Origin of the sequence: Pseudomonas putida (assembly GCF_025905425.1) — a bacterium.
In the GTDB taxonomy this organism is placed as follows: domain Bacteria; phylum Pseudomonadota; class Gammaproteobacteria; order Pseudomonadales; family Pseudomonadaceae; genus Aquipseudomonas; species Aquipseudomonas putida_AF.
On record NZ_CP109603.1, the window covers coordinates 608017 to 627921 of the forward strand.

Consider the following 19905-nt stretch of genomic DNA (forward strand, 5'->3'; position numbering starts at 1 on the left):
ACGCGGTCTCTGAACAATGATGCCCAGGCCGCGACGCAATAGGTCGCCCCATAAAACAATACCAACAAGCCGAGGCAAGCATGAACCCCACCGGCGTGCAGCAGCAGGTTTCTTCACCTTCTTCGACCGGGCCATTCGCCTGGTATCGCGACATCGACAAACAGCAACGACGCACCTTCTGGAGCTGCAAGATCGGCTATGGCCTGGACGGCATGGACACGCAGATGCTCAGCTTCGTCATCCCCACGCTGATCCTGATCTGGGGCATCAGCACCGCCGAGGCCGGGCTGATACACACCAGCACCCTGATTGCCTCGGCCATCGGCGGCTGGATCGCTGGCATCCTCTCCGACCGCATCGGTCGTGTGCGCACCTTGCAACTGACGGTGCTGTGGTTCGCGTTCTTCACCTTCCTCTGCGGCTTTGCGCAGAACTACGAACAGCTGCTGATCGCCCGCACGCTGATGGGTTTTGGCTTCGGCGGCGAATGGACTGCAGGTGCGGTGCTGATCGGTGAGGTGATCCGCGCCCAGCACCGTGGCAAGGCAGTGGGCATGGTGCAGTCTGGTTGGGCTCTCGGCTGGGGCCTGACGGCGATCCTGTATGCGTTGCTGTTCACCTACCTGCCGCCCGAGCAGGCCTGGCGCGCGTTGTTCCTGCTGGGCATCGTACCGGCCGTGTTCGTGATCTTCGTGCGCCGCCTGGTCAAGGACCCTGAGGTGTACCGCCAGGCCAAGGCCGCTGAAAAGGCCGAAGCACCGTCGCACTTCTACGAGATTTTCGCCCCCGGCATGCTCTGGACTACCGTGCGCGCCTCGTTGCTGACCACGGGTGCACTGGGCGGTTACTATGCGATCACCGCGTGGTTGCCGACCTTTCTCAAGAACGAGCGCGGCCTGAGCGTGCTGGGCACCGGTGGCTACCTGGCGATGGTGATTGTGGGTTCCTACATCGGCTACGTGGTCAGCGCGTATCTGTCCGACCTGCTGGGCCGCAAAAAGAACTTCATCCTGTTTGCCGTGGGGTCTTTCATCATCGTGCTGTTGTACACGCAGATGCCCGTCAGCGATGGCGTGATGCTGTGGCTGGGCTTCCCGCTGGGCTTCTTCGCATCGGGCATTTTCAGTGGCATGGGCGCATTTTTGACCGAACTGTTCCCCACCCGTATTCGGGGCTCGGGGCAGGGCTTTTGCTACAACATCGGCAAAGTGATCGCGGCACTGTTCCCGTTGCTGATCGGCATGCTTGGCGAAAAGGTGCCGCTGGGGCTGGGTATTGGCGTGTTCTCCGCGGTGTCGTATGGCGTGGTGATCCTGGCGGCGCTCAGCCTGCCGGAAACACGCGGCAAACAACTCCAGGCGCGGTAAGGTAGGCCTATGAACATCGACAAGGGAGTCTGTGTGGTGGAACGCCTGCTTCTCAATTGCGACATGGGCGAGAGTTTCGGCAGCTGGCGCATGGGCCTGGATGCCGAGGTGATGCCGTATATCGATTGCGCCAACATCGCCTGCGGCTACCACGCTGGCGACCCCAGCATCATGCGCCGCACCGTGGAGATGGCGCTGGCGCACGGGGTGACCATCGGCGCGCACCCGGCCTACCCGGACCTGGTCGGCTTCGGCCGCCGCGCCATGGCCTGCAGCAATGAAGAAATCCGTGACCTGCTGCACTACCAGATCGGTGCGCTGGACGGTATCTGCAAGGTGCTCGGCGGCCGGGTGGCGTACGTCAAACCCCATGGCGCGCTGTACAACGACATGATGGCCGACCCGCGCAAACTGCGTGCGGTGCTCGAAGCCGTGGCGGCCTACGACAGCAGCCTGCCGCTGATGCTCATGGCCACTGCCGATGACCGCGCGGCTCAGGCCTTGGGCGATGACATCGGCGTGCCGCTGTGGTTCGAAGCCTTCGCCGACCGCGCCTACACCGCCAGCGGCCATCTGGTGTCGCGGCGCCTGCCTGGCGCTGTGCATCACGACCCGGCGCTGGTGGTCGAACAGGCCTTGCGCCTGGCCCGTGGCGAGGCGCTGGTGGCGGACGATGGCAGTGCGTTGCGTCTGCACGCCCGTACCCTCTGCGTACACGGCGACAACGACAGTTCTGTGGCGGCGGTGCGGCAGATCCGTCAGGCCCTCGATGCGCTGGAGCAAGCATGAAAGTGCGCGTTGAAGTGGTCGCGATCGACAGCCTGATGGTGCGCCTGTTTAACACCATCGACGAAGCCAACATGCCGTGGATCCTCGCGGCCAGCCAGCGCGTGCGTGCAGCCTTTGGCGAGCGGTTGATCGACCTGGTGCCGTCCTACACCACCTTGATGGTGCAATACGACGGGGCGCCTGGCACGGCGAGGGCGTTGATCGCACAGGCGTTGGAGGGGCTGCAGCCTGATGCAGGCAACAGTGGCCGACGCCATGAGATTGCGGTGTGGTACCACGCCAGTGTCGGCCCCGAGCTGCCGGCCTTGGCGAGCCAAAGCGGGCTGACCGAGGCCGAGGTGATCCGCTTGCACAGCGAGCGCGAGTACCCGGTTTTCGCCCTGGGCTTCGCGCCGGGCTTCGGCTTCATGGGGCTGGTGGACGAGCGCCTGGCCACGCCGCGCCTGAGTACCCCACGCAAGCGCGTAGCGGCCGGCAGCGTTGGCATTGCCGAACGCCAGACCGCTGCTTACCCGGCGGTATCGCCAGGCGGTTGGAACCTGATCGGGCGCACCCCGGTGCGCCTATTCGACCGGGAACGCGAAGGCTACAGCTTGTTGCAACCGGGTGACCGGGTGCGTTTCGTGGCGGTATCCCACGCCGAGTTCATGGCGTTGGGCGGAGATGACCGCCCGCTGGAGGCACAGGCATGACGCAGTTGAGGATCGAAGCCAGCACCGCGCTGTGCCAATTGCAGGATGCCGGGCGCTTTGGCGTACGCCACTTGGGCGTGACCCAGGGTGGGGCGCTGGACTGGGTGGCGATGAACTGGGCCAACTGGCTGCTGGGTAACCCGCTGGGTGCGCCGGTGATCGAGGTGGCGTTAGGCGGATTCAGCGTGGTGGCTGAGCAGGATTGCGTACTGGCCTTGGCTGGCGCCGATCTGGATGCGCGGGTCGATGATCAGCCCCTGGCACCGTGGCGCAGTTTTGCCCTGGCCAAAGGTCAGCGCCTGACCCTGAAGCAGCCCAAGCAGGGTGTGCGGGCCTATCTTGCAGCCCCGGGTAGGTTCCAGGCAGAGGCTGTGCTGGGCAGTTGCGCCACGGTTGTACGTGAAGCGCTGGGCGGCATCGATGGGCGCGGGGACGCGCTGGGCAAAGGGCAGGTGCTCGCGTTTGCGGGTTCAGCACCGGCCCTGCGTGAAGTGCCCGAAGCGTTGCGACCCGTGTATTCGGCAAAGCCTGTGCTCGACCTGGTGATGGGCGCGCAGATTGGTGACTTCAGCGGTACCAGCCTGTTCGAGGCGTTTAACAGCGACTGGACGTTGGACAGCCGAGCAGACCGCATGGGGATCCGTTTGCTTGGGCCACAGCTGGTCTATCAGGGCGCGGCGATGATCTCCGAAGGGATCCCGCTCGGGGCGGTGCAGGTGCCGCCAGATGGGCAGCCGATTGTGCTGCTCAATGACCGGCAGACCATTGGCGGCTATCCGCGGTTGGGGGCGTTGACGCCGTTGGCGTTGGCGCAACTGGCGCAGTGCATGCCTGGAGAGGCAGTGCGGTTCAGGGCGGTGGTGCAGGAGGAAGCTTGGCGGGAACAGCAGGGTTATCTGAACCGTTGGCGGTGAAGCTACCGGCCTCTTCGCGGGACAAGCCCGCTCCCACTTGTCTGGACTGCACTTGAACCTGTGGGAGCGGGCTTGTCCCGCGAAGAGGCCGGTGCAAGCGATATCACTTAGACAGATACCGCATCCCATCTTCCAACCCCTGCAAGGTCAGCGGGTACATCTTGTCCTCGATCAAATCCCGCACCAGGTGCGTTGACGCGGTGTAGTCCCAAGCCTGCTTCGGGTACGGGTTGATCCAGATGATCTTTTTGAATTTCTCCATGAAGCGCTGCATCCACACATACCCGGCTTCTTCGTTCCAGTGCTCCACGCTGCCACCGGGCTGGGTGATCTCGTAGGGCGCCATGGCCGCATCGCCGACGAACACCACTTTGTAGTCATCGCCGTACTTGTGCAGCAGGTCGAAGGTAGAGAACCGCTCCGACGTGCGCCGCAGGTTGTTCTTCCACACCGACTCGTACACGAAATTGTGGAAGTAGTAGTACTCCAAGTGCTTGAACTCGGTCTTGCAGGCCGAGAACAGCTCTTCGCAAACCTTTACATGAGCATCCATCGAGCCGCCGATATCGAACAGCAACAGCAGCTTGACGGTGTTGCGCCGCTCGGGGCGCATCTGAATGTTCAGCAACCCGGCATCGCGTGCGGTGTGGTCGATGGTGCCGTCGATATCCAGCTCTTCAGCCGCACCTTCACGGGCGAACTTGCGCAGCCGGCGCAGGGCCAGCTTGATGTTGCGCGTGCCCAGTTCGACCTGATCGTCGAGGTTCTTGTACTCGCGCTGGTCCCACACCTTGACGGCCTTGCCCTGGCGCTGGCCAGCCTCGCCCACGCGGATGCCTTCGGGGTTGAAGCCGCCCGAGCCGAACGGGCTGGTGCCGCCGGTGCCGATCCACTTGTTGCCGCCGGCGTGGCGTTCTTTTTGCTCTTCGAGGCGCTTTTTGAATGCTTCGATCAGCTTGTCCAGGCCGCCGAGGGACTGGATCTGTGCACGTTCTTCATCGCTCAGCGAGCGCTCGAATTCCTTGCGCAGCCAGTCTTCGGGGATCAGTGCTTCAAGGTGACGGTCGAGGTTTTCCAGGCCTTTGAAGTAGGCGGAAAAGGCCCGGTCGAACTTGTCGAAATGGCGCTCGTCCTTCACCAGGATGGCCCGCGCCAGGTAATAGAACGCGTCCATGTCGGCGAACACCACGCGCTGTTGCAGGGCATTCAGCAGGTCAAGCAGTTCACGTACCGACACCGGCACCTTGGCCGCGCGCATTTCGTTGAACAGGTTGAGCAGCATGGCCGGCTCCTCAGCGGTTGCCGCGCCGGCTCATGAAGGCCAGGCGTTCGAGCAACTGGACGTCCTGCTCGTTCTTGACCAAGGCGCCAGCGAGGGGCGGGATGGCTTTGGTCGGGTCACGCTCGCGCAGCACCGCTTCGCCGATGTTGTCGGCCATCAGCAGCTTGAGCCAGTCGACCAGCTCGGAGGTGGAGGGCTTCTTCTTCAGGCCCGGCACCTTGCGCACGTCGAAGAACACGTCCAGCGCCTCGCTGACCAGCGATTGCTTGATGTTCGGGTAATGCACATCGACGATCTGCTGCAGTGTGGCGCGGTCGGGGAAGGCGATGTAGTGGAAGAAGCAACGGCGCAGGAAGGCGTCGGGCAGTTCCTTTTCGTTGTTCGAGGTGATGATGATGATCGGGCGCTGTTTGGCCTTGATGGTCTCGTCGATTTCGTAGACGTAGAACTCCATCTTGTCGAGCTCTTGCAGCAGGTCGTTGGGGAACTCGATGTCGGCCTTGTCGATTTCGTCGATCAGCAGAATCACCCGCTCTTCAGCCTCGAAAGCCTCCCACAGCTTGCCCTTTTTCAGGTAGTTGCGCACATCGTGGACTTTCTCGGTGCCGAGCTGCGAGTCGCGCAGGCGGCTGACCGCGTCGTACTCGTAGAGCCCCTGGTGGGCCTTGGTGGTGGACTTGATGTGCCAGGTGATCAGGCGGGCGCCGAAGGAGGCCGCGAGCTGCTCGGCGAGCATGGTCTTGCCGGTGCCTGGTTCGCCTTTGACCAGCAGCGGGCGTTCGAGGGTGATGGCCGCGTTTACCGCCAGTTTCAGGTCATCTGTGGCGACGTAGTCGCGGGTGCCTTCGAACTTCATGGGAGTGTCCTCTGCGGGGTGCCTGTGCCGGCCCTTTCGCGGGGCAAGCCCGCTCCCACAGGGGTAATGCAGTCTCTGTGGGAGCGGGCTTGCCCCGCGAAAGGGCCTGCACAGGCAACACATGTTTGTCGTTTGTCAGCGACTATACCCCGGCCCCGGACGCCTGCAAACGCAGACCGGGTATTCAGTCTCTGAATGATGCGTCGCAGCAGAATTCAGTCAGCATCAGGCGCAGGCTGCTCATACCGCGCACTGAACGCCTGCACAAACCCATTGCGCAGAATCTGCAAAAACGCCTCGAAGCCACTGACATCCTGCTTGTGCACGCTGCCACTGAGCGCCACCCGGGTGGCGAACTGGTTTTTTGGCTGGTTCTTCAGCACCGTTTCGGTGCCCCCCACCAGCGCTTCCCACACCGAGCGGAAGAAGCCCTTGTCCTTGTTCTGCACGTCCTGCTGCCAGTTGAAGACATCGACATCGCGCAGCAATGGCTTGATATAGCCAGTGAGCCGACCCTTTTCAGCCTGGGCTTCGATCACCAGGTCGCCATGCCCGGCATTGAAGTCGAACTTGCCATAGGCACTGGCAAAGTCATTGAGCTTGCGCAACTGAATGTCGGTGGCGCGCAGGCGGAATTCGAAGTCGTCGAAGTCGCTGAACGGGTCGAAGGTGGCGCGGCTCTCCACCTTGGCATTGCCGAACAACACGGCACGGGCGTCGAAGCTGGCGTCCCGCCGGCCTTTTTCGTTGCGCACATTGGTCAGGTTGCGAATGCTGGCGTCGAGCCGGGTGGCCTTGAGGTTGACCGGTGGCTTGGAGGTGAAGTTGCGAAAGGTCAGCACGCCGTCTTCGATGCGCACTTCATTGAGGGTGATGGGCAGCAGTTTTTCCAGCTGCTGGCGCCAGTCGGTGCCCCGGCCAGTCTGCGAAGCCTGCTTGCTGCCCCCATCGACGAAGTTCAGCGCTGGCCGCACGAACGTCACCTCCGCCACCACGGCACGGTCGTACCACAGCGCGTGCCAGCTCACCGACAGGTCGATCAACGGCGCGTCGAGCAGTGGCACCGGCACCTTGCCGGTGGTCTTGACGATCGTCAGGCCGTTGATCTGGTAGGCGCCACGCCACCAGGCCAGATCGACGTCAGCGACCTGGCCCCGGTAGTCACCCATGTCGGCCAGCTTGTCGTTGAGGTAGTCGCGCACCAGGTAGGGCAGGGCCAGGTGCAGGGCCACCAACAGCACGACCAGGCTGGCCAGGCCGACCAGCGGCCAGCGGTAGCGACCTTTCATCGACGGTTCTCCAGGGCTGGATGTGCGGTTGACCGCAGCCGGAGCCTGGGAGTTCGAACAGGCTTTACGGGCCAACGGGGCAGGCTTACCCTTTAAGTCTTTCCCTGCATCTTCATGTTCAAGGACCCCTGCCATGAGCCGTATCTACGCAGACAACGCCCATTCCATCGGTAACACGCCGCTGGTGCAGATCAACCGCATCGCCCCGCGCGGGGTAACCATCCTGGCCAAGATCGAAGGGCGCAACCCAGGCTACTCGGTCAAATGCCGGATCGGCGCGAACATGGTCTGGGACGCCGAGAGCAGCGGCAAGCTCAAGCCTGGCATGACCATCGTCGAGCCCACCTCGGGCAACACCGGCATTGGCCTGGCGTTCGTCGCCGCCGCCCGTGGCTACAAGCTGATCCTGACCATGCCGGCCTCGATGAGCCTGGAGCGACGCAAGGTGCTCAAGGCGCTGGGCGCCGAGCTGGTGCTGACCGAGCCTGCCAAGGGCATGAAGGGCGCGATCGAGAAGGCCAACGAAATCGTCAACTCCGACCCAGCCCAGTACTTCCAGCCAGGCCAGTTCGAGAACCCGGCCAACCCGGCGATCCATGAAAAGACCACCGGCCCGGAAATCTGGAACGACACCGACGGCGCGGTCGATGTGCTGGTGGCGGGCGTGGGCACCGGCGGTACCATCACTGGCGTGTCGCGCTACATCAAGCAGACCCAGGGCAAGTCGATCCTGTCGGTGGCGGTGGAGCCGGTGGCCTCGCCGCTGATCAGCCAGACCCTGGCCGGTGAAGAGCTCAAGCCCAGCCCGCACAAGATCCAGGGCATTGGCGCAGGCTTCGTGCCGAAGAACCTCGACCTTTCCATGGTCGACCTGGTTGAGACAGTGACTGATGAAGAGTCCAAGGCCATGGCCATCCGCCTGATGCAGGAGGAGGGCATTCTTTGTGGTATTTCCTGTGGCGCGGCGATGGCGGCGGCAGTGCGCCTGGCCGAAAAACCGGAGATGCAAGGTAAGACCATCGTCGTAATCTTGCCCGACTCCGGCGAGCGTTACCTGTCGAGCATGCTGTTCAGCGACCTGTTCAGCGAGCAGGAAAACCAGCAGTAATCGCCCCACCCGCTGATCAAGCGCAACACTCGGCGATCCGGTTTATTGCAAAATCTTCATGAGTGAGATCCCGCCCAGGTTGTTTGTACCGGGGCGGGATGGGTTTATGATGGCCGGATGATTTTTTTGGGAGCAGGCAGCGCTGGCCTGTTTCCTTGCCAAGGAGTGTTGCATGACCTTTTCCTTCGTCGCCAAGGCGGGTGTCCTGCTGGTGTTTTTCGGCAGCGTGCTGTTCGTGCACCTGCGCGGCAAGGCGCGCCTGCCGGTGTTGCGCCAGTTCGTCAACCATTCGGCGCTGTTCGCCCCCTACAATGCCTTGATGTACCTGTTCTCTGGCGTGCCGTCCAAGCCCTACCTGGACCGCCAGCGCTTCCCCGAGCTGGATGTGCTCAAGGACAACTGGCAGGACATCCGCGAGGAGGCCATGCGCCTGTTCGATGAGGGCTATATTCGCGCTGCGGAAAAAGACAACGACGCAGGCTTCGGTTCGTTCTTCAAGAAGGGCTGGAAGCGCTTCTACCTGAAGTGGTACGACAAACCGCTGCCCTCGGCCGAAGCCCTGTGCCCGCGCACCGTCGAGCTGCTCAGCAGCATCCCCAACGTCAAGGGCGCGATGTTCGCCTTGCTGCCGGGCGGCAGCCACCTGAACCCACACCGCGACCCGTTCGCCGGCTCCTTGCGCTACCACCTGGGCTTGTCCACGCCCAACTCCGACGACTGCCGCATCTACGTCGATGGCCAGGTCTATGCCTGGCGTGATGGTGAGGATGTGATGTTCGACGAAACCTACGTGCATTGGGTCAAGAACGAAACTGACGTCACCCGCGTGATCCTGTTCTGCGACATCGAGCGCCCGCTGAGCAGCCCGCTGATGACCCGCATCAACCGCCAGGTCAGTGCCTTCCTCGGCCGCGCTACCGCGCCGCAGAACACCGATGATGAGCGCGTGGGCGGGATCAACCAGGCGTATGCCTGGAGCAAGCGCTTCAGCAACAAGATCAGCGGCCACGTGAAGCAGTTCAAACGCGCCAACCCCAAGGCTTACCGCATTTTGCGGCCGGTGTTGGCGGTGGTGGTGGCGTATCTGTTGTATCGCTGGTTGTTCTAATTTCTACGCGGCCGCAGTGTCAGGTGTTCCTGGCGCTTGCAGGTGTTGTTGAGCAACGTGTTCAGCAAAGCCCGTCCAACAGACCATCAGCGTCAAGCAGATCGACAATCACCCGTTCATCGACGGCATACACCCCGCGTGACGGGACTCCTCGGAAAGCGCCGCCAGCGCGGTGGTCAGGTCGATGTCTTTGCGTTTATAGAAAATTATAGATCGATTATAAGGGTTTTATAGACCAGCAATAAAAAGGGGCGGTCGCCGTTGCAATCGCCCCCTTATCGAACTCATGCAACGTTGTCTCAGGCTGGTTCCAACGCCTCGACCACCTTGCCACGGCTAAGATGCACCACCTTGTCCGCCGTATCGAAGTACCGGTCATCATGCGAGATCACGATGATGGTCTTGCCCAACCGCTTCAGGTCCGGCAGCAGCTCGGTGTAGAACACCCGGCGGAAGGTCGGATCCTGGTCTGCCGCCCATTCGTCGAACACCAGTACCGGCCGCCCATCCAGCCAGGCATTGACCAGCGCCAGGCGTTTGCGCTGGCCGGTAGAAAGGTCGGTGGTGGTGAACGCGCCATTGCGCACGCTCACCTTGTGGGCGATCTCCAGCCGCTCCAGGTAGCGGGTGGCATCGCTGGGCAGGCTGTGCTCGTGCTCGGGCAGGTCTTCAAACAAGTAGTAGTCGGCGAACACGGTGGTGAACAGCTGGCGATAGTCGTCCAGCCCCTCAGGCCCGATGGCCTTGCCGTTCAGGCGCACTTCGCCGCGTTGCGGGGTATACAGGCCCAGCAGCAGCTTGATCAGCGAGGTCTTGCCGCAGCCGTTCTCGCCGACGATGAACAGGATCTCGCCCGGCGCGATGCTCAGGTTCACCGGCCCGACGCGGAAGGGCTCGTTGCCGTCCACTGGTGGGTAGGCGTACTCGACATTGTGCAGCTCCAGGTGCGCGCTGCCTGGGGCGGTGTGCTTGACCGGTTGGTCCAGCAGCAGGTGCGGTTCGGGCGAGGAAAAGCGCTCAGACAGGTCGGCGATGCGGCGGAACGCCACCTGGGCGCGGCCGAGAATCGGCAGGTTGCCGATCAGTGTCTCCAGCGGGCCTTTCATGTACAGCAGCACCAGCACGAAGCCGCTCATCACCGCCGGGTCGTTGCTCGGCCACAGTGATTGCAGGGCCAGGGTCAGGCCGATGACCACAAAGAACAGCATCGACCCGAGGCTCTTGGCGGCCACGAAGATGTTGATGGCGCGGATGTGCGTGTTGGCGATGAAGTCCGCAGTGCCCTGGATGTTACGGGTCAGCATGGCGTGGCGGCGGCGGCGGTCGATGCGCAGCTCCTTGGCGCCTTCGGCAATGGCCGAGTAGTGCTTTTGCAGGTTGTCTTCGGCGTCGCGGGCGGCGTTGAACCCGGCCACGCCTTTTTGCCGGGCCACGTACTGCACCGCGCTGCCGATGCCGATCGCCACCAGGGTGATCAGGAAGATCGGCCACGACAGCCAGGCCAGGTAGGCCATGCAGCCGATCACCGTGGTCAGCGAGATCGCCAGCGGGGCGAAGGCGAAGGTGAAGTCGCTGATGGTGTCGACGTCACGGGTCAGCACCGGGATCAGGCGGTGGCTGCGGTAGCGCTCGATCTGCTCGATCGGTGCCGACAGCACCTTGGCGCCGAGGTCTTTGCGCAGCCGGGCAATGACCTTCTGGCCCACGTAGTTGGTGCCACTGTCGGCAGCCACGCTGCTCACCAGCGCCAGCACGCACAGGCCGGCGAAGGCCAGGATCACGCCCTGGCTCATGCCGTCTGGGGCATGCAGGCCCTGGTTGACGGTGGCCAGCAGGGCGGTCACGGCCAGGCCGCCGACCATGCCCAGCAGCACCGAGACGATGACCGCCGGGCGGTAGGGTTTGAGCAGGCCCAGCAATTCGCGGATGGCCCCGGGGGAAGACGTTTTCATGAAGCGCGATCTCGGTGATGGAGTGGGGGTGGGCGGCGCGGCGGGGTCAGCTCCCGAGGGCCAAGGTGCCCTTCATCAAGGTGCTGTGGAACGGGAACGAGCAGTAGAAGCTGTAGGCGGTGCCGGCCTTCAACGACCGGGTGTCGAGGGTGACGCTGTCTTTTTCACCGCCGCCGATCAAGCGGGTATGGGCGATCACTCGGGTGTCGCCAGGCTTTACGTAGTCCTGCGCCTCACCCGCCTTCAGGCCGTCGTCCAGCACGCCCTGCATGTCTGCCTGGGTGCTCAGTACCCAGTTATGGCCCATGACGTTCTTCGGCATTTCGCCGGGGTGGGCGAGGGTGACGGTGAACGATGAACAGGCCTTGGGGATTGTGATTTCGGCCTTGTCGAAGGTCATCTGGTCGGTGCCATGGATTTGCACGGCGCATTCCTCGGCCGACCAGGCAACGGCAGGGGCCGCGGCAAGCAGGGCGAGGAGCAGAAACTGGCGAGTCATGTAAGGTTCCTGGACGATAAAAGGGTGCACATCGTTCAGACGAACCGGCGTGCGCTCGCTTTACCTTGTGTGTGCGTGCGGGTGAATTTCTGCCGGGCATGCTCGTTCATCTAGTCAGGCGCCCTGATGGCGCAGCATCCGATTTCGCCGCCACGGCGGCCCTGGCTTGAGGTGACGGTACATGAGTGAATTGCTGAGCTTTGCGATCGAACCCCTGAACGCTGCGCGCGGCGACTTGCCGCTGCTGGTGCGCGCACCAGAGCCCGGCATCGATCTGCTCGACGCGTTTGACGCTTTGAAGCCGCTGGTGGACCGCCACCTGCTGCACGCGGGCGGCATCCTGTTCAGGGGGTTTCAGGTGAGTGGGGCCGAGGCTTTTCGCCAGTTCGCTGCCGCGTTCGGCCACCCGTTGCTCAACTACGAGTTTGGCTCCACGCCGCGCAGCAGCGTGACCAAGGGGGTGTACACCTCGACCGAGTACCCGGCGCACCAGAGCATCCCCCTGCACAACGAGCAGGCTTATACCCTCGAGTGGCCGATGAAGATCTGGTTCTACAGCGTGATCCCCGCCGAGACCGGCGGCGAGACGCCGATTGCCGACAGCCGCGAGGTCTATCGACGGATGCCGGCGCGTATTCGCGAGCGCTTGGTCGAGAAGGGCTTGATGTATGTGCGCAACTACGGCAACGGCCTGGATGTTGAGTGGTCGCAGGTGTTCAACACCGAAGACCCGCGCCAGGTCGAGGCTTACTGCCGGGCGCATGCCATCGAATGCATCTGGAAGGAGGATGGCGAGCTGCGCACCCGTCAGCGTTGCCAGGTGGTGGCCCGTCATCCGGTGACGGGGGATGACGTGTGGTTCAACCAGGCGCACCTGTTCCATGTGTCGAACCTGCAGCCGGAGGTGCGTGAGTCGCTGATGGACATCGTCGAGGAAGAGGACCTGCCGCGTAATGTGTATTACGGCGATGGGTCGACCATCGAGGACTCATTACTTGATGAGGTACGCGGGGTATTGGATGAGTGCACCATCAGTTTCCCGTGGCTTGAGAATGATGTGCTGATGCTCGACAACATGCTCGCGGCGCATGCGCGTTCGCCGTTTACCGGGAAGCGTAAGGTGGTGGTGGCGATGGCGGAGGGGCATTCGCAGGGGGGTGGTGACTGGGTAGGGGAATAGGGTTGGGGTGCAGAGGTGCATGCCTTGGGTTTTGCAGCGCCTATGAGATCGAGCGCCGCCCGCGCGGCGCATCGCGACGCAAGGCCGCTCCCACATTTGTTTCGGGCCAATTATTCCTGTGACATGGGCGCGCGCGCCCCTTGGCGCATGGCTGGATATCGAGTCGGGCAAACAAGGCGGTCGCGCGCAGATGCGATAGACCTCACTGGCCCGAAACAAATGTGGGAGCGGCCTTGCGTCGCGATGCGCCGCGCGGGCGGCGCTCGATCCCACAGGCGCCACAACCCTCAAGGCATGCGCCCAGCAGCCCCAAATCTAACCCCCCCTAAATCATCCCCCAATGCGTTCGTCTGACAGTTACCGCTCGACTGCCAGGACAACGCTCGACATGAATGCTGAACAGACGCTCAAACTCGCCCGCCGCTTCATCGAACTCAGCCCCGACAAGCGCCGCCTGTTCCTCAAGGCGTTGCAGGGCGAGGGCATGGACTTCTCCGTGCTGCCGATTGCGCCGGGTGTCGAGGTCGACGAGCGTGACGGGTTGTCTTACGCGCAGCGGCGCATGTGGTTCCTCTGGCAGCTCGATCCCCAGGGCGCGGCCTACAACCTGCCGATGGCCGTACGCCTGCATGGCCCGCTGAACCTAAGCGCCCTGCAGCACGCCTTCGATGCCCTGGTGGTCCGCCACGAAACCCTGCGCACCCGCTTTGTCGCCGACGGCGATGACGTGCGTCAGCACGTGGATGCCGTCGCTGCCCCGCTGCAACTGCGCCAGGACTGCTTGAGCGAGCTGGCCGAAGCGGCTCGCCAGCAGGCCGTAGAGTCCATTGCCGAACAAGAGGCCTTGGCGCCCTTTGACCTGGCGTCCGGCCCGCTGCTGCGCGTGCGCCTGCTGCAACTGGCTGAACAGGAACACGTCCTGCTGCTGACCCTGCACCATATCGTCGCCGATGGCTGGTCGATGAACGTGCTGATCGACGAATTCCTGCACCTGTACGATGCCGCCGTGGCCGGTACCGAAGCCGCCCTCGAACCCCTGCCGATCCAGTACCGCGACTACGCTCTGTGGCAGCGCAGCTGGCTTGAGGCCGGTGAGCAGGACCGCCAGTTGGCGTACTGGCAGGCGCGCCTGGGCGACGATCACTCAACGCTGGAGCTGCCACTGGACCGCACCCGTAGCGGCCGGCCAAGCTACCGCGGCGCCCGCTACGAATTCCCGATTGTCGGCGACGTTGCCGAAGGCCTGCGCGGCCTGGCGCGTCGTCACAACGTGACCCTGTTCATGGTCCTGCTGGCCGCCTTCAAGCTGCTGCTGCAGCGCTACAGCGGGCAGAGCGCTATCCGCGTCGGTGTGCCCATCGCCAACCGCAACCGCGCCGAAAGCCAGGGCCTGATCGGCTGCTTCATCAATACCCAGGTGCTGCACACCGAGCTCGACCCGCTGCTGGATATCAGCGGCCTGTTGCAACGCGTGCGCGAAACCGCCGTGGGCGCTCAGAGCCATCAGGACCTGCCGTTCGAGCAACTGGTCGAAGCCTTGGAGCTGCCTCGCAGCACCGAGAGCCCACTGTTCCGGGTGCTGTTCAACCACCAGGCGCAGGTGGCGGATGTCGAAGCCATCAAAACCCGCTCCGGGCTGAGCCTGGCACCGATCACGCTGGAAAAGCACAGCGCCCGTTTCGACCTGGCACTGGATACCCACGAGCGTGCCGGGCAACTGCATGCGGCCTTCACGTATGCCCTCGATGTGTTCGACGCGGGCACCATCGAGGCCCTGGGCGAACAATGGCTGGCCCTGGTGCAGGCGCTGGCCGACGACGCCGTTGGCGCGGTGGGCGAGTTGCCGCTGCCAGGCCTGACAGCCAATCGGGGGGCGCCGCAGCAGCTCACCGAACCCCTGCTGGTTCACCAGCGCTTTGCCGACGCCGCCCGCCGTCACCCCGAGCGCACCGCAGTGATGGCCGCCGGCGAGGCAGCCAGCTACGCCGAGCTCGATGCTCGTGCCGAGGCCATTGCTGACAGGCTGATCGAAGCCGGCGTGCAGCCAGACACCCTCGTCGGCGTGCTGGCTGACCGCAGTGTCGGCATGCTCGCCAGCATCCTCGGCGTGCTCAAGGCGGGCGGCGCGTACCTGCCACTGGAACCTGAGCAGCCGGCCGAACGCCTGGCCTACATGCTGGCCGACAGCGGCACCCACCTGGTGCTAGCGCCTGACAGCTGGCAGGCGCAACTGCCGGACGGCGTGCGCCCACTGGCGTGGGAGCACACCCAGGCCCGCAGTCAAAACGCGCCACGCCTTGCTGTTGCAGCGGCCAACCTCGCCTATGTGATCTACACCTCCGGCACCACCGGCCAGCCCAAGGGCGTCGCGATCAGCCATGGCGCGTTGGGCAACTACGTCGAGGGCATCGCCGCGCGCCTGCCAATGGAGCAAATCCACAGCATGGCGCAGGTTTCGACCCCGGCGGCGGACCTCGGCCACACCATGCTGTTCGGCGCCCTGTGCGGCGGCCAGACCTTGCACCTGCTACTGCGCGAGCAGGTACTGGATGCCGAAGGCTTCGCAGCCTACCTGGCGCAGCACCAGGTGGATGCTTTGAAGATCGTGCCCTCGCACCTGGAGGCCATGCTGGTAGCCGGTCGCTCGGCACTGCCAGGGCAGTGCCTGGTGCTGGGCGGCGAAGCCATCAGCCCAGGCCTGCTCGGTAAAATCCGCGCGCTGGCGCCGACCCTCAAGGTGTTCAACCACTACGGCCCGACCGAGACCACGGTCGGCGTACTGGTGGCTGAACTGGACGATCAGGCGTCGCTCGGCAAACCGCTGGCCAACGCAACCGTCAGCGTGCTCGACAGCTGCCTGCAGCCAGTGCCAGTCAAGGCCAAGGGCGAGTTGTACATCGGCGGTGCGGGCCTTGCCCGTGGCTACCTCGGCCGCCCGGCGTTGACTGCCGAGCGCTTTGTGCCCGACCCGAACGGTATCAACGGCGAACGCTTGTACCGCAGCGGCGACTGGGTACGGCAGAACGCGGCCGCTGAGCTGCAGTTTGCCGGCCGCATGGACGGCCAGGTGAAGATCCGCGGTTACCGCGTAGAACTGGCCGAGATCGAGAACCAGCTGCGTGCGCTGGACGGCGTCGCCAACGCCCTGGTCCGGGTCAAGGGCCAGGCACCGGAGCAGCAATTGGCGGCCTGGCTGGTGCCCAGCCAGATGCCGGCTGACAGCCAGGCCTGGCAGGACGCGATTCGCGCCACGCTCAAAGGGCTGCTGCCCGAGCACATGGTGCCGACCCACCTGATGGTGCTTGAGCACCTGCCGGTGACGGTCAACGGCAAGGTCGACATCAAGGCGCTGCCCGAGCCGATCGCCACCCAGGTGGCCTATCAGGCACCGCAGACCCCGCTGCAGGCGCAGCTGGCGCAGATCTGGGCTGAGGTGCTGCAGGTGCCGCAGGTGGGCCTGAGCGACAACTTCTTTGCCCTTGGCGGGCATTCGCTGCTGGCCACCCAGGCTGTATCGCGGGTGCGCAAGCACCTGGGCCTGGACATCCCGCTGCGCACCCTGTTCGACACGGTCGACCTGCAGGCCTTCGCCCAGGCAGTGGCCGAGGGCGAGCAGGGCGCGGGCCTGGACATCGAGATCCTCGACCGCGAGCAGCCGCTGCCGGTGTCCCGCTCGCAAAACCGCCAGTGGCTGTTCTGGAAGCTCAACCCCGAAAGCCTGGCCTACAACACGCCGATGGCCGTGCGCATGCAAGGCACCCTCGACCGTGCCGCCGTACAGGCCGCCCTCGACGCGCTGGTGGCACGCCATGAGTCGCTGCGCACGGTGTTCGTCGAAGCCAACGGCCTGCCGTGGCAACGCATCCTGCCCGCAGCTTCTGTGCCGATCGGTTTCGAAGACCTCAGTGGCCAGGACCACGCTGCGCAGATGCGCAAGCTTGAGGCCGAAGCCTTCGCCACCTTCGACCTGGAGCACGGCCCGCTGCTGCGTGCCCGTTTGTTCAAGGTGCATGCGCACGAGCACCTGCTGTCGCTGACGCTGCACCACATCGTCTCTGACGGTTGGTCGATGAGCCTGCTGGTACGCGAGTTCGCGGCCGCCTACAACGCGGCCGCCAGCGGCCAGGTGCGGGCCATCGAACCGCTGCCGGTGCAGTACGCCGACTTCGCGGCCTGGCAGCGTAAATGGCTGGCCGAAGGGCAGATGCAGGCACAGATCGACTATTGGAAGGCGCACCTGGAAGACGACTTCGAAGTCCTCGAACTGCCCGCTGACCGCATTCGCCCGCAGGTCAAAAGCTACCAGGGCAGCCGCTTCGACGTGCGCCTGCCGCTGGCCCTGACCGAGCGCCTGCGGGCATTGGCGGTGGCGTCCAATGCCACGCTGTTCCATGTCTTTTTGGCGGCCTACGCCATTGTGTTGTCGCGCTACAGCCGCAAAGGCACGATCAACATCGGCGTGCCCGTCACCAACCGTAACCGCCTGGAGCTCGAAGGGCTGATCGGCTTCTTCATCAACGTGGTGGTGGCACGGGTCGGTGTCGATGGCAGCCTGCCGTTCCCGCAATTGCTGGCGGCGATCAAGGAGACCACCTTGCAGGCCCAGGCCAACAAGGACGTGCCGTTCCTTGAGGTGGCCGAGGCCCTGTACCCCGAGCGCGACCAGGGCGTGAACCCGTTCTTCCAGGTGCTCTACAACCACCTGCGCGATTTGGGCGAGCAGGTGTCCAGCGATGCCCTGCAGGGCCTCACGGTCCGGGAAGTGGACCTGCTGGAACCGGGCGCGCAGTACGACCTCTCGCTCAACACCCTGGAGCGTTCCGACGGTGTGACCGCCTCGTTCAACTACTCCACCGACTTGTTCGATGCGCCGCGTATCGAGCGCATGGCCGGGCACTGGCAAGCGCTGCTCGAAGCCATTTGTGCCGAGCCGCAGCGCTGCATCGGCGAGCTGGACTTTTTGGCCGACGATGAGCGCCGTCAACTGACCCACGGCTGGAACCCGCAGCCACAGGCCAGCAGCGGCCTGTGTGCGCACCAGTTGCTGGAACGTCAGGCACGTGCGCGGCCAGAGGCCGTGGCGCTGATCTTCAACGACCAGCAACTGAGCTACGCCGAGCTGGACCGCTGCAGCAACCAGCTGGCCCACCGCTTGCGTGCCCTGGGTGTCGGCCCCGACAGCCTGGTGGGTGTGGCCGTCGAGCGTGGACTGTCGATGGCCTTGGCGCTGATCGCCATCCACAAAGCCGGCGGTGCCTATGTACCGCTGGACCCGGACTACCCGCAAGAGCGCCTGGCATACATGGTCGAGGACAGTGGCCTTGGTCTGCTGCTGGCCGATGCGTCGTCGCTGGCGCGCTTGCAGCTCGACCAGCAACTGCCTTGCCTGGTACTCGAACCCGGCACCCAGTGGCTGCACGCCTGGCCAACCGGCGCGTTGCCGAACCTGGCTTCACCGCACAACCTGGCCTACGTCATCTACACCTCGGGCTCCACCGGCATGCCCAAGGGCGTGGCCATTGATCACCATGCCCTGTCGGTGTTCTGCCAAGTGGCCGGCGACTATTCGCGCCTGAGCCCGGATGATCGTGTGCTGCAGTTCGCCACCTTCAGTTTCGACGGCTTCATCGAGCAGTTCTTCCCACCGTTGGCGCAAGGCGCTTGCGTGGTGCTGCGCGACCTGCGGCTGTGGGACACCAACACCCTGCTGGACGAGATCAACCGCCACGGGGTTACCGTGGCCGACCTGCCAGCGGCCTACTGGCGCCTGTTGGCCCTGGAGCGTCGCGCCCCTGAGGCCTATGGCCGGCTCAAGCAGATTCACGTCGGCGGTGAGGCGGTGCCGGAAGATGCCCTGCGCGCCTGGCTGGCCGACGGGCCGCCGGCGGTGCGCCTGCTCAACACCTACGGCCCGACTGAGGCGACCGTGGTCGCTACCACGTTCGATTGCTCGCAGATGACGCCCGAGCAGATCAGCGCAGGTGGCGTGCCGATTGGCCGAGCGTTGCCAGGCCGGGCCCTGCACGCCCTGGACGACGGCCTGTCGCCGACCCCGGTGGGTGTGTCGGGCGAACTGTTCATCGGTGGGGCAGGGTGCCTGGCGCGGGGTTACCACCAACGCCCGTCGCTCACGGCCGAACGCTTCATTCCCGACCCGTTCGACAGCGTTGGCGGTGGCCGCCTGTATCGCACCGGCGACCTCGGTTATTACGACGAACACGGGCAGCTGGCCTATCGCGGGCGGGCCGACCATCAGGTGAAGGTGCGCGGCTTCCGCATTGAACTGGGCGAGATCGAGCAGTACCTGCGGGCGCACCCGGATGTGCGCGAGGCAACCGTACTGGCCATCGACCTGCCCAGCGGCAAACAGCTGTGTGCCTATGCCGTGCCTGCCGAAGGCTGCAGTGGCGACCTGCGTCAGGCGCTCAAGCAGTACCTCAAGGCCAGCCTGCCGGACTACATGATCCCGTCTTACCTGGTGACCCTGCCGAACATGCCGCTGACCCCTAGCGGCAAGCTCGACCGCAAGGCGCTGCCGCTGCCCGACCCCAGCCAGCCGCAGCACGACTACGAACCCCCGCAGACCGAACTGCAACAGCAACTGGCGCAGATCTGGGCGCAGTTGCTCAACCTCGGCCAAGTCGGCCTGAACGACAACTTCTTCGAACTCGGCGGCCACTCCCTGCTGGCCGCGCAGGCGGTCTCGCGCATCAACGTGGAGCTGGGCCTGGACATGCCCCTGCGGCTGATCTTCGCCCACCCCGAGCTGCGTGCGTTCACCCAGGCGCTGGAAGAACAGGGCCTGTCGCTGAGCGACGACGGCCTGAGCGATATCGAAAAAATGATGAACGAATTCACAGAGGCCTGAC

Annotated in this window: 13 protein-coding genes; 8 read left to right on the forward strand and 5 right to left on the reverse strand. The window is 64.3% G+C overall.

Translation table 11 applies throughout. From position 1 onward, the window contains the following. Positions 1 to 80: 80 nt before the first annotated feature. The 4 genes from OGV19_RS02840 to OGV19_RS02855 are packed head-to-tail and all read left to right on the forward strand — an operon-like array spanning position 81 to position 3762. Positions 81 to 1367 carry an MFS transporter gene (locus OGV19_RS02840; protein WP_264312037.1) on the forward strand — a complete coding sequence of 429 codons (1287 nt, stop codon included), beginning with the start codon at positions 81 to 83 and terminating at the stop codon, positions 1365 to 1367. A 9-nt stretch (positions 1368 to 1376) separates the two neighbouring features. Beyond that, a complete protein-coding gene (locus tag OGV19_RS02845; RefSeq protein ID WP_264312038.1) occupies positions 1377 to 2156 on the forward strand; it encodes a 5-oxoprolinase subunit PxpA in 780 nt (259 codons plus the stop codon). Further along, entirely contained in the window at positions 2153 to 2848 is a 696-nt protein-coding gene (gene pxpB / locus OGV19_RS02850) for a 5-oxoprolinase subunit PxpB (RefSeq protein WP_264312039.1), read from the forward strand. Before OGV19_RS02845 ends, pxpB begins: the two co-directional genes overlap by 4 nt. Continuing rightward, positions 2845 to 3762, forward strand: coding sequence for a 5-oxoprolinase subunit C family protein (locus tag OGV19_RS02855; protein WP_264312040.1), 918 nt, complete (start codon positions 2845 to 2847; stop codon positions 3760 to 3762). Before pxpB ends, OGV19_RS02855 begins: the two co-directional genes overlap by 4 nt. A gap of 103 nt (positions 3763 to 3865) precedes the next feature. On the opposite strand, the gene OGV19_RS02860 is transcribed toward OGV19_RS02855, so the two are convergent. The 3 genes from OGV19_RS02860 to OGV19_RS02870 all read right to left on the reverse strand — a co-directional run bounded on the left by OGV19_RS02860 (position 3866) and on the right by OGV19_RS02870 (position 7189). Then, positions 3866 to 5044 carry a vWA domain-containing protein gene (locus OGV19_RS02860; RefSeq protein WP_264312041.1) on the reverse strand — a complete coding sequence of 393 codons (1179 nt, stop codon included), beginning with the start codon at positions 5042 to 5044 and terminating at the stop codon, positions 3866 to 3868. 10 nt (positions 5045 to 5054) lie between these two features. Continuing rightward, entirely contained in the window at positions 5055 to 5900 is an 846-nt protein-coding gene (locus OGV19_RS02865; RefSeq protein ID WP_264312042.1) for an AAA family ATPase, read from the reverse strand. 215 nt (positions 5901 to 6115) lie between these two features. Beyond that, positions 6116 to 7189: a DUF748 domain-containing protein gene (locus tag OGV19_RS02870; RefSeq protein ID WP_264312043.1), complete on the reverse strand. Its 1074-nt coding sequence runs from the start codon at positions 7187 to 7189 to the stop codon at positions 6116 to 6118. A gap of 133 nt (positions 7190 to 7322) precedes the next feature. On the opposite strand from OGV19_RS02870, the gene cysK reads away from it, so the two are divergent. Beyond that, entirely contained in the window at positions 7323 to 8297 is a 975-nt protein-coding gene (gene cysK / locus OGV19_RS02875; RefSeq protein ID WP_264312044.1) for a cysteine synthase A, read from the forward strand. Positions 8298 to 8469: 172 nt separating this feature from the next. Beyond that, a complete protein-coding gene (locus OGV19_RS02880) occupies positions 8470 to 9405 on the forward strand; it encodes an aspartyl/asparaginyl beta-hydroxylase domain-containing protein (RefSeq protein ID WP_264312045.1) in 936 nt (311 codons plus the stop codon). 299 nt (positions 9406 to 9704) lie between these two features. Here the strand turns inward: OGV19_RS02880 and OGV19_RS02885 are convergent, their stop codons facing one another. Then, positions 9705 to 11357: a cyclic peptide export ABC transporter gene (locus OGV19_RS02885; RefSeq protein ID WP_264312046.1), complete on the reverse strand. Its 1653-nt coding sequence runs from the start codon at positions 11355 to 11357 to the stop codon at positions 9705 to 9707. Between the two features lie 46 nt (positions 11358 to 11403). Further along, the gene (gene azu, locus OGV19_RS02890; protein WP_264312047.1) at positions 11404 to 11856 is read right to left on the reverse strand and encodes an azurin; all 453 of its coding nucleotides are present in this window, start codon (positions 11854 to 11856) and stop codon (positions 11404 to 11406) included. 181 nt (positions 11857 to 12037) lie between these two features. Between azu and OGV19_RS02895 the strand changes: the two genes are divergently transcribed. Next, positions 12038 to 13036 carry a TauD/TfdA family dioxygenase gene (locus OGV19_RS02895; protein WP_264312048.1) on the forward strand — a complete coding sequence of 333 codons (999 nt, stop codon included), beginning with the start codon at positions 12038 to 12040 and terminating at the stop codon, positions 13034 to 13036. 388 nt (positions 13037 to 13424) lie between these two features. Further along, positions 13425 to 19904 carry a non-ribosomal peptide synthetase gene (locus OGV19_RS02900; RefSeq protein WP_264312049.1) on the forward strand — a complete coding sequence of 2160 codons (6480 nt, stop codon included), beginning with the start codon at positions 13425 to 13427 and terminating at the stop codon, positions 19902 to 19904. Position 19905: the final 1 nt, after the last annotated feature.

Coding starts and splice junctions, on each gene's coding strand:
- OGV19_RS02865 (WP_264312042.1), bottom strand. CDS start 5,900: ATGAAGTTCGAAGGCACCCGCGACTACGTCGCCACAGATGACCTGAAA.
- OGV19_RS02845 (WP_264312038.1), top strand. CDS start 1,377: ATGAACATCGACAAGGGAGTCTGTGTGGTGGAACGCCTGCTTCTCAAT.
- OGV19_RS02885 (WP_264312046.1), bottom strand. CDS start 11,357: ATGAAAACGTCTTCCCCCGGGGCCATCCGCGAATTGCTGGGCCTGCTC.
- OGV19_RS02870 (WP_264312043.1), bottom strand. CDS start 7,189: ATGAAAGGTCGCTACCGCTGGCCGCTGGTCGGCCTGGCCAGCCTGGTC.
- OGV19_RS02855 (WP_264312040.1), top strand. CDS start 2,845: ATGACGCAGTTGAGGATCGAAGCCAGCACCGCGCTGTGCCAATTGCAG.
- OGV19_RS02860 (WP_264312041.1), bottom strand. CDS start 5,044: ATGCTGCTCAACCTGTTCAACGAAATGCGCGCGGCCAAGGTGCCGGTG.
- OGV19_RS02900 (WP_264312049.1), top strand. CDS start 13,425: ATGAATGCTGAACAGACGCTCAAACTCGCCCGCCGCTTCATCGAACTC.
- OGV19_RS02840 (WP_264312037.1), top strand. CDS start 81: ATGAACCCCACCGGCGTGCAGCAGCAGGTTTCTTCACCTTCTTCGACC.
- azu (WP_264312047.1), bottom strand. CDS start 11,856: ATGACTCGCCAGTTTCTGCTCCTCGCCCTGCTTGCCGCGGCCCCTGCC.
- pxpB (WP_264312039.1), top strand. CDS start 2,153: ATGAAAGTGCGCGTTGAAGTGGTCGCGATCGACAGCCTGATGGTGCGC.
- cysK (WP_264312044.1), top strand. CDS start 7,323: ATGAGCCGTATCTACGCAGACAACGCCCATTCCATCGGTAACACGCCG.
- OGV19_RS02895 (WP_264312048.1), top strand. CDS start 12,038: ATGAGTGAATTGCTGAGCTTTGCGATCGAACCCCTGAACGCTGCGCGC.
- OGV19_RS02880 (WP_264312045.1), top strand. CDS start 8,470: ATGACCTTTTCCTTCGTCGCCAAGGCGGGTGTCCTGCTGGTGTTTTTC.